General features: G+C 42.9%; 10 protein-coding genes. 4 read left to right on the top strand and 6 right to left on the bottom strand.

Annotated features, from left to right (window positions below; all coding sequences use genetic code 11):
- Positions 1-5: 5 nt before the first annotated feature.
- Positions 6-176 carry a hypothetical protein gene (locus SFU91_01985; protein MDX2127787.1) on the top strand — a complete coding sequence of 57 codons (171 nt, stop codon included), beginning with the start codon at positions 6-8 and terminating at the stop codon, positions 174-176.
- Positions 177-215: 39 nt separating this feature from the next.
- Here the strand turns inward: SFU91_01985 and SFU91_01980 are convergent, their stop codons facing one another.
- Positions 216-596, bottom strand: coding sequence for a response regulator (locus SFU91_01980; GenBank protein MDX2127786.1), 381 nt, complete (start codon positions 594-596; stop codon positions 216-218).
- A gap of 109 nt (positions 597-705) precedes the next feature.
- Positions 706-2,823, bottom strand: a complete 2,118-nt coding sequence (fusA, locus tag SFU91_01975; protein MDX2127785.1) for an elongation factor G — start codon at positions 2,821-2,823, stop codon at positions 706-708.
- 356 nt (positions 2,824-3,179) lie between these two features.
- On the opposite strand from fusA, the gene SFU91_01970 reads away from it, so the two are divergent.
- Entirely contained in the window at positions 3,180-4,076 is an 897-nt protein-coding gene (locus SFU91_01970) for a dihydroorotate dehydrogenase (protein MDX2127784.1), read from the top strand.
- A 194-nt stretch (positions 4,077-4,270) separates the two neighbouring features.
- Positions 4,271-6,007, top strand: a complete 1,737-nt coding sequence (locus tag SFU91_01965; protein MDX2127783.1) for a CTP synthase — start codon at positions 4,271-4,273, stop codon at positions 6,005-6,007.
- A gap of 57 nt (positions 6,008-6,064) precedes the next feature.
- Here SFU91_01965 and SFU91_01960 read toward each other — a convergent pair whose 3' ends face one another.
- From SFU91_01960 to SFU91_01945, 4 genes are all read right to left on the bottom strand, one after another.
- On the bottom strand, positions 6,065-7,075 hold the full coding sequence (locus tag SFU91_01960; GenBank protein ID MDX2127782.1) for a MoxR family ATPase: 1,011 nt from the start codon (positions 7,073-7,075) through the stop codon (positions 6,065-6,067).
- 2 nt (positions 7,076-7,077) lie between these two features.
- Positions 7,078-7,335, bottom strand: coding sequence for a Txe/YoeB family addiction module toxin (locus tag SFU91_01955; GenBank protein ID MDX2127781.1), 258 nt, complete (start codon positions 7,333-7,335; stop codon positions 7,078-7,080).
- On the bottom strand, positions 7,328-7,591 hold the full coding sequence (locus SFU91_01950) for a hypothetical protein (GenBank protein ID MDX2127780.1): 264 nt from the start codon (positions 7,589-7,591) through the stop codon (positions 7,328-7,330). The genes SFU91_01955 and SFU91_01950 overlap by 8 nt, the downstream gene beginning before the upstream one ends.
- 61 nt (positions 7,592-7,652) lie before the next feature.
- Complete coding sequence (locus SFU91_01945; protein ID MDX2127779.1) at positions 7,653-8,378, bottom strand: DUF4159 domain-containing protein; 726 nt, start codon at positions 8,376-8,378, stop codon at positions 7,653-7,655.
- Between the two features lie 175 nt (positions 8,379-8,553).
- On the opposite strand from SFU91_01945, the gene SFU91_01940 reads away from it, so the two are divergent.
- Complete coding sequence (locus SFU91_01940) at positions 8,554-13,557, top strand: T9SS type A sorting domain-containing protein (GenBank protein MDX2127778.1); 5,004 nt, start codon at positions 8,554-8,556, stop codon at positions 13,555-13,557.
- Positions 13,558-13,573 lie beyond the last annotated feature (16 nt).

The following is a 13,573-nucleotide window of genomic DNA, read 5'->3' as shown; positions in this document are numbered from 1 at the left end:
CTTAAATGAATGAATCATTGTGGCGTGGCAGAAAACAAAAAAGCCCTCCCGAAAGGAAAGGCTTAGAAGATGAAACTTTTTCTTCAGACACTCGCCGTTTTCGACTAAAACTGAGTTTTGCTCAGCTCAATACCGTGTCCGAAGATATCGGGAGTATCGATTTTTGGCGAATATAAAGAAATCTCGTCGTAGATAAAAAATGGTGGTGGAAAAAATTAAAACCTCTTTGATTTGTAAACGAGTTTTCTTCGGGTTTGGAGTTTTGAATAGATGGTTTCAAACGAAAATGGTTTTTGCAAAAATTCGTTGATAACCTGCTCCTTCAAGAGCCTTTCGAAATCGTTGTAATCATAGAATCTGCAAGTGAGTAAAACTTCAATTTCACGATCTTGAGACTTTACTTTTTTGGCGAATTCAATTCCATTAAGCTGAGGCATTTGGTTATCGGTTATGCAAAGGGCAATGCGATGAAAATTTTTCTCGATGTATTGAAGCGCTGCTTCAGCGCATGTAAACCCGATAACCGGAAACTCTTTGGAAAGATATTCTGTGAGTGATTGAACAAAATGGGGTTCTTTATCGACAATAACTACCATACGACATACTTCTGTAAATGTTAAAAACAAAGAAACTACAGGTAGCTAAGCCTAAATATATAAGCGAAGCACTTTGCTAATTAAGCAAAGTACTTCGCAAAAAAAAGGATTACTCTTGGTGATTCTTTTTATTGAGTTCGACAACTTTTACAGCGAGTTCAAAAGGAACTTCTTCATAATTACTGAAAACGCGTTTAAATGTAGCGCGCCGTTGAGCGATACGATTCAGTGCACTTTGATAACCATAAAGTTCTGACAGTGGAACCAATGCTTGGAGCGTTTGAATATGCCTTGCGACGGTAATTGAAGTTTCGCCCGAGTCATCGGAATCGAAACCAACGATTTTTCCTCTTCGCGAAGATAATTCAGCAATCACCTCTCCGGTATATTCATCAGGCACGAAAGTTTCAACCTTATAAATAGGCTCTAAAAGTACCGGATGCGCTTTTTCAAAAGCCGCCTTTATTCCCATTTGGGCAGCAACTTTGAATGCCATTTCCGAACTATCAACCGGATGATGTGAGCCGTCATAGACTACCACCTTCATATCCATAATCGGGAAACCGGCTAAGATTCCTTGTTTGAATGTTTCTTCTGCGCCCTTTTCAACAGCAGGGATAAAGCGAGTTGGAACAACGCCGCCCACAACTTCAGATGTAAACTGATTTCCGGTTCCTCTCGGAAGAGGTTCCACACGAATCCAAGTATCGCCATATTGGCCGTGCCCACCGTTTTGCCGTTTAAATTTTCCTTGTGCGCTTGCGGAAAGGCGAACTGTTTCTCGGTAGGCAACCCGAGGTGCTTCGGTAATTACTGAAATGCCAAATTTTTCTTTTAAGCGTCTGATTATCGTTTCAAGATGAATATCCCCCAAACCTGAAAGGATAAGTTGAGCCGTCTCTTCATCGCGATGAATCTTGAAACTTGGGTCTTCTTCATGAAGATGGAAAAGTGCAGTAGAAATTTTTTCTTCATCTCCACGCGCTACGGGTTTTACAGCAATGTCAGTAACTGGCTCAGGAAACTGAACCGGCTTAATGACCAAATTGACGCCTTTATCGGCTAAGGTATTATTGGTGTGTGAGTCTTTCATTTTCAAGACAACGCCAAAATCGCCGGCAAATAGCTTTTGAGCAGGAATTTTATCTTTACCCACTACGGTGTAAACCGTTCCTAACTTTTCAGGCTGTTTTGTTTGAGCATTGATGAGTTCATGCCCACTTTCAATATGGCCTGCATAAACACGAACAAATGAAAGTTCTCCGACATGAGGCTCCGAGACAGTTTTAAAGACGAATGCCACTGTATCGCATTCTGATTTTGGTTCAAGCAAAACCTCATTTGATGAAGAAATTTCAATAGCGTGTTCTGCGCCCCGTTCAATAGGTGAAGGGAATATGCTGACCATCAAATCCAGAAGCCGTTCAACGCCAAGAAGATGAAGCGGAGAAGCGCAGAAAACCGGAAAAAGTGTTCGTGTAAGAAGGGCATGTTTAACCCCTTCACGAAGATCTTCTTCAGAGAGTTCGCCGCCATTTTCAAAAAATTTATTCATTAAAGTTTCGTCTGTTTCTGCAACGGCTTCAACCAATTTGGCATGTGCAGCTTTTGCGGCTTCTCGATATTCATCGTCGATATCTACAACCTTCATTGTGCCCGGCTTATCGGGTGTAAATTCATATTGCTTCATTTGCAGTACATCCACCAAAATGTGGTGTTGAAGGCCGGCTTCGATTGGAAATTGAATGGGAACAACGGCACGGCCATAACGCTCAATGAGCGAATCAATGGCTTCATTGAAACCTGCTCGGTCCGCATCAAGTTTTGTAATTACAAAAGAGGTTGGCTTGTAGAACTCTGAGGCATCATCAAAGGCAGTATCGGTTCCAACTTCAGGCCCTGTTGAGGCACTAACTGTAATGATTACTGTATCGGCTACTCGCATTGCGGATTTCACGTCGCCGCGAAAGTCGGCAAATCCGGGTGTATCGATAAGGTTAATCTTATAATTTTTCCAAGTGAAATTGATGAGGTCTGAGTTTATACTATGTTTACGAATAATTTCGTCGGGAGCGTGGTCGGAGAGGGTGGTTCCTTGTTCGATACTGCCTAATGTTTGTATCAAACCTGAAGAAAGTGCGAAAGCTTCGGTGAGCATCGTTTTACCGGTTGAAGCATGACCGGCGAGAACCACATTGCGTAGATTCTCGGAAAGAATTAGAGCCATATAGATTTTGCCGAAATTGGTTTTTCTATACTGTCGGCGAAAAGGTACTACGGTAAAAGTGAGCAAATACTCTTTGTGAAGTCCGAAACGGATTGTCGACCGGTTTGCATCGGACAGTTACAAGTAACCGTAAATTTTCCGTAAAAGCAAACAGATTTTTTTGGCATTTTTAACATTGTTTGAAATCAAAAAGGGCAAAAAAGGATTAATTTGAATGGTGGGTAAATCTATCGAAATTGACTCTAACCAATTGAAACTGTGAACGGATGATTGAAATCGTAGAAAATCACATCAAAAATGAGAGATCAGAAAGCTTGGGCATTGATATAGTGCACAAATCCTCAACTTCTAATTTAATGGTCGAGTTAGGTCGTGGGCTCACTTTGAGAAATCCAGTATTGCTTGCCTCTGGAACAGTTTCTTTTGGAGAAGAGATTTCTAAGTTTGTACCCCTTTCAAAAGTTGGAGGAATTGTGACGAAAGCCGTTTCTCCTGAAGTGAGAGAAGGAAATGCGCCTCAAAGAATCGTGGAAACGCCCTCTGGGATGTTAAATGCGATTGGGCTTGCCAATGTGGGCGTCGATCGATTTGTGGTTGAAAAATTGCCTTTTCTGAAAGCAAGTGGCGCCGTGACGGTTGTTAATGTTGTTGGTAAATCTATTGAAGACTATATCGAAGTTGTTTCACGATTGGAAAAAGAGGAAGGCGTATCGGGTTATGAAATCAATCTTTCATGCCCAAATGTTAAAGGGGAATGTATCATATTTGGTGTTGATGTTGGGGCAACCGTTGAAATCGTTTCTGCTTTACGCAGAATCACCAACCGTCATTTGATGATTAAATTAACGCCAAACGTTACTTCTATTTCAAGTATTGCAATAGCAGCAGAAAAAGCGGGTGCGGATTCGGTTTCACTGATAAATACTGTTATTGGAATGGCCGTTGACATTCGCACTAGAAAGCCAAAACTCAAAAATGTGACCGGCGGACTCTCAGGGCCGGCGATTAAACCTATTGCACTTGCAAAGGTTTGGGAAGTTTTTCAGACGGTTCAAATCCCAATTGTTGGTATGGGAGGAATTGCTTCAACAGAAGATGCACTTGAATTTATGCTTGTGGGCGCAAAAGCTGTCCAAGTTGGAACAATGAATTTTGTAACCCCATCTATAGGATTTAACATTGCTGAGCAGTTAGGTGTCTTTTTTGAAAAGGAATCGATGAAACACTATGTCGGTTCACTAAAAGTTGTGTAAAACCTTATATAAATTTTTTCAGTGTTAAATAATTAAAAAATTTTTTCCTCAATTCCTGCCCATCAGTTTTGTATCTTTATGCCCGTTCTATAAAACCTAATCAGAAATCCTTTCAAATCAATTTTCGCGTTCAATGCCGCACGGCGTTTGTGAAAATTCGAGATTTGTCCATCGAATTAACTAATCCAATTCTTATGCCTAAGTCGAAAGGTGTGAAATATATTTTTGTAACGGGAGGGGTTGTCTCCTCACTAGGTAAGGGAATTTTGTCGTCGTCGCTTGGTGCATTGCTGAAAGCGCGTGGGCTTCGGGTGACCATTCAAAAATACGACCCTTATATCAATGTTGACCCCGGTACAATGTCCCCATTCCAGCACGGCGAAGTATATGTTACCGATGATGGTGCTGAAGCTGATTTGGATTTGGGGCATTATGAACGCTTTTTAGACATCGCGACAGACCGGCAGAACAGTATGACGATGGGGCGTATTTATCAAACGGTTCTCGAGCGCGAGAGGCGGGGAGATTACTTGGGTGCCACAGTTCAGGTTGTTCCTCATGTGATTGATCAAATCAAACATGAGATATTGCATCATAGCGCTACAGGAAAATATGATGTGGTAATTACTGAAATCGGGGGTACAGTAGGCGATATCGAATCTCTGCCGTTACTTGAAGCAATGCGTCAATTAAAGCTACATTTAGGTCCTAAAAATTTTGTCGCAATTCATTTAACACTTGTTCCCTATATCAAATCGGCTTCGGAGTTGAAAACAAAACCCACTCAGCATAGTGTGAAACTTCTACAAGAAATTGGAGTTCAACCGGATATTTTGGTTTGCAGAAGCGAACGTGAACTTTCAAAAGAAATCAAACATAAAATCGGGCTTTTCTGTAACCTTAGCGACGAAGACGTTGTGGGACTTCGCGACGCAGAAACCATTTATGAAGTTCCACTCGTGCTTAGCCAAGAGCATCTTGATACACTTGTCCTCAAAAAATTAGGTATAAAAATTTCTAAAGACGCAGCACTTGCTGAGTGGGAAGCCTTTGCTCATAAAGTAAAATTCCCAAGAGATGGAACTTTGCGGATTGCAATCTGCGGCAAATACACAGCTTACCCTGATGCGTACAAATCCATCATTGAAGCCTTTGTTCATGCCGGTGCGGCAAATGATGTCAAAGTCTTAATTAAATGGATTCGCTCGGAAGATATTGAAGATAAAGTAATGACTCCGGCAGAGGCACTGCGTGATGTTTGGGGCGTTTTGGTTGCTCCGGGATTTGGGCAGCGCGGGATTGAAGGAAAAATAGAAATCATCCGATTTGCGCGAGAAAACAATATTCCCTTCTTTGGGATTTGCCTTGGAATGCAATGCGCTGTCATTGAATTTGCGAGAAATGTTTGTGGGATGGACAATGCGAATTCAACAGAATTCCAAAAGAAGACGAAATTCCCTGTGATTGATATGATGGAGCATCAAAAGAAGGTGAAAGAGAAAGGTGGCACGATGCGGCTTGGCTCTTACCCTTGTGTACTTGAAGATGGAACAAAGGCGGCGGCGGCTTACCGAAGGCCTCTTATCAATGAACGGCATCGTCATCGTTTTGAAGTGAATAATCCATACAGAGACGAGTTAAAATCACACGGGATTGTGTTTTCAGGAACTTCGCCCGATGGGGAGTTGGTTGAGATTATCGAATTGCCGAAGCATCGTTGGTTTTTGGGTGTGCAATTTCATCCTGAGTTGAAATCACGTGTTCATAATGTTCATCCTTTATTTGAAGCATTTGTTCGGGAAGCAAAGAATTTTAGAGAAGAACAGAATAATCTATTTGGGTCGATGCGCTCAAGTAGTAAATCGCCGGAGGCATTGTCTCACTCAGAATTGAAATCGCCTGAGCGTGAAGCTGAAGCAATGAAGGTATAAAGGGTAATCTAGTAAAAAAGACGCCATTTGGCGTCTTTTTGCATTAATCATTAGCCATTAAGCCAAGGGGCTTTTGGGTTTATCAATTTTCTCTAAAAGGGCTGCTGTAACTTTATCGCTTGTAATTCCCTCCGCCTCTGCTTTGAAATTCACAATGACTCGATGACGCAATACTGGAAATGCCATTTGATGAATATCGTTCATAGTTACACTAAATCGCCCTCGAAGCAATGCCAAAGCTTTGCTTGCGAGGACTAAAGATTGGCCGGCTCTTGGCCCGGCGCCCCAACTGACCCAATTCGAAACATCGTCGATTCTTGTTGATGCGGGCCGTGTTGAGCGAACAATTTTGGCGATGTATTCAATCATTTCACGGCTGATATGGACATCGCGAACCAGCGCTTGAATCTGAAGCAATTCTTCGCCAGAAATCACCTGCGCGACTTTCGACTTTTTGGAGCCTGTTGTACCCGCAAGAATATCAATTTCTTCCGATTCAGAAGGATACCCAATTCGAATGAAAAGGAGGAACCGGTCTAACTGCGCTTCGGGCAAAGGGTAAGTGCCGGCCTGTTCAATCGGGTTTTGCGTTGCTAAAACAAAAAACGGGCGATCGAGTTTATAAGTTGTGCCTGCTTGAGTAACGGACGATTCTTGCATTGCTTCAAGCAACGCCGCTTGCGTTTTGGGCGGTGTACGGTTGATTTCATCGGCCAAAACAATATTGGCAAAAATGGCGCCTTTATTGAATTTGAAAAAACGCTTGCCCGTGGTGTGATCTTCTTCCAACACTTCTGTGCCTACAATATCAGAAGGCATTAGGTCGGGGGTGAATTGAATGCGCCGAAAACTCAGGGCTACGGCATCGGCTAAAGTTCGAATCATTAAGGTTTTCGCCAATCCCGGAACCCCTTCCAAAAGGCAATGTCCTCCCGCAGCAAGTGTGCATAAGAGTTCTTCGATGGTTGTTTTTTGCCCGACAATGACTTTGCCGATTTCTTCTTGCAAGGCTGAAAATTTTATAAGAAGTGATTTAACTGACTCCTCACTATCAATGGAATGATTCATATTTAATAATGAAACTTACAAGAAAGAATCAAGATTGATTCAGGTGTTACTTGATAAACTAAACGATGCTCTTCAGAAATTCTTCTCGACCAACATCCTGAAAGTTGATGTTTCAAGGCTTCCGGTTTACCGATTCCGGAGAATGGATCTTTTATAGTGGCTTCAATGAGCTCTACGATTTTCTTTGCGATTTTTGGATTTTCACGTGTCCAATTTGAGAACTGTTCAAAAGCAGTCTGGTGAAAAATGATGCTACGCATCTCCGGTCATTTGTTTTAACTCTTCAATTGTTTTTGTAATCAAATTCTTGTTCGATTGAATGTCATTGATAGAATTTAATAAGAGGTCTCGATTCGCGGTATTGCTAAGGAGATAATTTGTTTCATCGTTCGTCGAAGTTTGTTGAACGATATCGGTAATTGATATCGAGATTTGGTTATCTCCGTATAGAAGTTTTATTGCATCAATAAATTCACGATTTAGCTCGCTTGCTTTTAATTGATATTTGCTTTCCATTTCTGTTGTCAATTTGAATTTTATTGAATAACAATTTACCATTTAGGTCAATTAACTCATATTAAGCAGTCATTGCATACAAAATGATATTGACCCCAAACTTCGTGTTATCCTCCGCAAGCCAACGTTTATTTCGAAAATCATAATCCCATTCGCATCCATAATCTTTGTTGCTATAAAGCAGCGCGATTTTGCCATTGATTTCAACGGCCTTGAGATAATCATGAACCAAGTCATCTCCCCAGCCATTGAGCTCAAAGGATGTGGTGGGCGGACCTTCTTTGAATTCAAAAAATGAGCGGTAAATCGGGTGACTGTTCGGGATTTTTTTAAGCGCATTTTTCCCGAAAATTTTTGCGATTTCCGCTTCAAATGTTTTGGCGAAGAGACCATCGATATCGTGGTTGCAATCATCAACAAACAGAAACCCGCCTCCGTACAAATATTGCTCAAGGTTCTCGCGTTCTTTTTTTCCGAACTGAACCAGCTTATGCCCACTCATATAAGCGAATGGCGTATCGAAAAGCGCTTTGCTGGAAAGCGATACAATGCGCTCGCGGGTATCAACCTCTACGGTTGTGTATTCAATCAAAGAATTAAGCAGATTGGTGGGCATACGCTGATCGGTATCCCAATTGCCGGAGGTGTATTCAAGGCGTGAAAAAGTGAAATCAGCTTTGCGGCGAAGAAATGAATTTACGCGTGGTTCAGCCTCAAGCACGGAATGCCCCACACTGCCGAGTGAAGCTGCAACAGTGAAGTATTTCAGGAAATCGCGCCGTTTCATGAATAAGTATAGACTTTGATAGAGAGCACAATAAAAAATTTGGAAAGAAGTATATTTCAAAAATGCTTCCCCACGAAGCATACACATTACCGCTCAAATAATGAACAGTTTTTGAACATGCAATTGTAAAAAATTGCGGAGAGATTTATTATATCATGACCAAACTTAACATTCGATGAAACAAAGAATACGATTATTTACCATTCTGCTATTTCTTTCTTTCACTATTACTAAAACCCTTTTTGGACAATTCAGTGGGATTACGGGCACTGGGGATGGAATTAACTATACCAGTTATGGAACAATAACAACGCGCCTTACCGAAGTAAGACCTTTTGGAACAGGAACAACCTCTGTAACAGTATATATTGACTTTTGGCAAGCAGGGTTTAATGGAGCGGTTAATTTGACCACTGCAAGACTTTATTATAAGACCAATAGTGCAACTTTCGGTACAGCAAATGATGCGAGTTGGACTGCGATAAATGCATCATCAATCATTGATGTTGGTAATAATGACCGCGCAACCTTTAACATAACTGGTGTGAGTGCGGGCACCGATATTATGTTTTATGTTCGAGCTGAGACCACAACCGGTGGTCCAAGAGATGGATATGCATACCCCGGACAATCAAGTTGGTCAACTACAGCGCCTTCTTCACAAAATCAAACCTACAAGATTCGATTCAATAAAGCGGCGGCATTTAATCCTGTTTTTGTTGATGGAAATACGGTGGATTGGCAATCGACTTCTCAAATTGCGGATCGAACGACTTCAGCCGCTGGACGAACACTCGATATCATGTGGGATGATACTTGTGTTTATGTTTTGGTGAATAGCGGGTTCACTGCGAGCGCCTTTGACCGTGTTCATGTCGGGTTTGATCGCAATCCCGGCTCCGGTGGAAATGCCAATGGAACAACCACTGCTTTTAATGGCGCTTCTTTCCCGGAAAATTATCGTCCTGATATTATTTTCCGTGCCCGTGGAACCGGTTCAAGTGCTTGGACGAATGATAGAGGCGTCGCCAATGGAAGTAACGGCTGGACCTTTACGGGCGATATTGGAAATACAACAGCTTCCGATGTTTTTAGCGCCTCAGGGTCAAATACCACAAACTTAGAAATAAAAATACGCCGCTCAGCAATTGGCGCCTTCACTGACCTTGGGGTTTTTGTTTGGTTTGGAAATGGTGCTGATAACTGCTATGACTCTTATCCGAACGGCAACCCTGCCGGAAATGGGTTAATGCCAATACAAATAGGATTTCCAAATCTCAATGATGGATCAATCCCAAATACAAGTGCTTACTTTGATGGTCAGTATGGGCACACGACCAGTTTTGATATTTTTGGATCCACGATTTATCGAAATCTCCGCATCTCCAATTCGGGTGGGAATATTGGATTAAGCACTGCACTAGCGGGATTGACCGTAAATGGAAACCTGCAGATTGATGCCGGTGGGTCATTTCGATTCATCAATTCAGTAGGTACCGGTTATGGTTCAGGCGTTGTCGTTAATGGAAATGCGATTATCAACGGGGCATTGACATTATCAAATGCAGTTGGCGGAGATTTGCGATTGGCCGGCGATTGGACTTTGAACACCGGTGGATCCTTTACTTCCAATGGCAGGTCTGTAGCTTTCTTTGGTTCAAGTAACCAATCGATTTCAGGCACTGCACTCCCGACTTTTGCTTTTTTTGATGTTGATAAATCGACCCCAACAGCAACAGTCACTCTGAACCGAAGTATTACTTTGGATAATGGAGTAAGCTCTCATACGCTTTGGGTACGGCGTGGTGTTTTGAACCTTAACGGACAAACTTTAACCCTTTCAGGTTCCGGGACAAAGCGATTGGAAGTCCGAGCCGATGGGGCAACCGTTCAAACGGGCGGGACAGCCATCAATACCTTTGGCGAATATCATGACGGTTCAGCTTCAGGCAGGCTTGATGGCCAAGTGCTATACAACGGCGCGGGCAATGAATCAATGGCCGGTTGCGGTTACGATACGCTGGTGACATCGGGTGGTGGCACAAAAACTATAACTGCAAACGGTACGGGGTTAAATCGATTTATTGCCAATACCGATATCAATGCGCAAACCTTTAGTTTATCCTTTAATGCAAGCCCAACGGGCGTTGTAGAAATTTACCGATTGTTCCAAACAGCAAATACCAATGGTTTTTCCCACGCGGCGGGTTCAGCCATTAGCAGTACGAATTTGCCATCCATTACTTTAGGGCCTATTTCAATCATCGAGTATAATTCTACATCGGCAGGGCAAGCGATAAGCTCGAGAACCGATTATAATGTGCTGAGAATTAACAATACGGCGGGGAATGTATCATTTACTTTGCCTTCTGGTCCTTTGACCTATAATTCTGCAAGTAATGTTACGGGAAACATAACTGCTGATTCATTACAAATGCAACGCGGACTTCTTATTCTTTCTCCATCATCGGTTGCAGCAACTTATGATCATAATTTTGGAACCATCGTTCACGGAAGTTCGACAAGTACTATTACTGGGTTTCCTACTATCGTTACTAATACCTCTATTATTAATAATAATTTGTCTGGTGCAACAGTTAACACCACAGTTACTGGAAATTTTATAGCGGGTGCTCCGGGTGCAGGTGGAGTGGATATAACTTTAACTGGAGCAAGTAGTAACGCGACGACAGTTTCCTCCATAACAATTGGGGGAAATTTTGATTTTTCAGTTTGCAGGCTCACACTGACTGGGAAAACCGGATTCTCGGGAGCGATTACAATAAACTTTGATGGAAATGTAAATTTTAGTTCGTCAAGTAACTTTAATGGGAATCGTGGGGGAACCGGTGCTCCACAACCACAAATTAACCTAAGAGGAACTTCGGCTACAGTTACTATTCCACGTGATGTTTGGATTGCAGCCGCGAGCAATGCGATTTGTGATTGGTCTATCCCGAGTTCTGCAAATATTACTTTACCGAATGGCTCCGCCATTGTGGTGCAAAATGGATACACGCTTACGCTAAATGGAACACTGAATTGTGAAAATGGTTCTGAATTGATTGCAACATTAACGGGCGGAAGCCCAAGCACGAGCACTTTTACGATAGGCTCAACAGGCTTACTTCGTCTTCAAGATCCGCAAGGACTAGGAGATGGTGTTGATTCTACCTCTACGCCGCTTTTTTATAAGCGTTCTTCGCCGGGTTCTCCGGGAGCAGGGACTTGGACCACAACCTCACTAAACACCAACGGCACAATTGAATATTACGGGGCAAACCAAACTGTAACGCCACGCAGTGGCTCTCTTCGTTACAATAACTTGCAACTCACGGGCAGTGGCACAAAAACCTTAAATGGCAATACAACGCTGAATGGTGGCGCAACGCTTACGGTGGCCAGTGGTGTAACGCTCGATGCTTCTTCAAGTGAAGTTGAATTTTTTGGATCAGGCGGAAACGTGGCGATGAACGGCACCTTCCGTACTTCCAATGCCAACGGGTTTTCGGGGGGGGCAAATACAGCAATTCGTAATACCAATTCTCCAACCATTACTTTGGGAAGCAATACAACCTTGGAATACAGTGGTTCAGGTTCAGTTACGGGTGGTAGTTTTGAAAATATCACGATACTTTCGGGAGGATCTCCAACGCGCACTTTATCAGCCGGAATTTCCTTGGCTGGTTCTAGAACATTGCAAGTTCAAAGTGGGACAAGGCTCAATACAGCGGGATTTCAAGTTTCGTTTTCCGGTATAGGCGGAACAGTTGACTTACAAGGAATTTTGGGTGTTGGAAATACAGACGGGTTTACCGGTTCCACCACAACAGCAATTTCAAATACCAATACTCCAAGTGTCACTTTAGGCTCTTCTTCAACAATAGATTACAACGCAGCGGGTGACCAAACCATAACTGCTCGAACCGATTACCAAAACTTGAATGTGAGTGGTGGAGGGCAGAAAACATTGGGCGGCAATGTGACAGTAGGTACTAACCTTGGTTTGGGCGGTGGATATGTCATTGTGGGTAGCAATACCTTACTTTTTGCCTCTTCGGCCACTGCAGAAAATGGTAGTAATACCTCACATGTGGTTGGCCCAATCACCCATACTTTTACAACCACTTCAGATGAAAAGGAGTACCCGATTGGCGATGGAACCACACTGCGAGGGCTGCGCGTTACCGGTGCCACAACAAGCGGGACTGCGACCGTAGCAGGCCGATTGAATTCATTTTTTGCCGGAGGTGGCGTTTTAGGTGGCGGGTTAACGCGGCTTTCTGCCATTCGTCACTTCCAATTTCAAGTGGCGGGTAATGAAGTGGGTTTTACCGACGTCAATACCTTTCGCCTGAATGCCGATGATGATGCAACTTCTTCATCATCTAACTCAACGCTGCGAATTGCAACCAAAGGTGACGATGAAACGTGGCAAGAAAGAACATTGGAAGGCGCTCCGGTTGATACTGATCCTTTACCGGTTACTTTAAGTGCAGATGAATTTGATGCTCAAACTGTTGCTTCCGGTAACTCCTTCTTCGTTGCGTGGGCAACAACGGGCGGTGTTGGCGACGACCCGCTTCCGGTAGAACTTTCAACCTTTGTGGCTTCATCGACTCCAAAGGGATTTGACTTGAATTGGGAAACAAAAGCCGAAACAGAATCTTACGGCTTTATTCTGCTTCGCCGCAAAGAGGGCGAACCTTGGAAAACTGTAGCCACTTACAGAAACAACGATCAATTAAAAGCAAGAAACAATTCAACGGGCGCAACCTATCAATTTTTAGATGCAATTGAGACCGGCAAAGGCGAGAAATACTACTATCGATTGCAAGAAGTGGGCTTCAGCGGTGCGGTGGATGAATTGCGAGTGATTCAAGTTGAATCGGCTTTTGATAATCGTGTGAAAGAATTCGAACTTTCTCAAAACTATCCGAATCCGTTCAACCCGACGACGACCATTTCATTTGACTTGCCTCAGCGCGAAGCAGTAATCATTGAGCTTTACGATGTGTTGGGAAGAAAAATTTCCACCTTGGTCAATGAAACAAGGGAAGCAGGAAGGTACAGTATATTTGTAAACGCCGGCGCCTTAAGGCTTTCGAGCGGTGTTTATTTTTACCGTTTGCAGGCAGGAAGTTTCAGTTCAATTAAGAAAATGATGCTTACCAAGTAATCTGGAAACAACAATG

It is taken from the genome of Chloroherpetonaceae bacterium (assembly GCA_033763895.1).
GTDB lineage: Bacteria > Bacteroidota > Chlorobiia > Chlorobiales > Thermochlorobacteraceae > JANRJQ01.
This window is presented reverse-complemented; position numbering and strand designations above follow the sequence as displayed.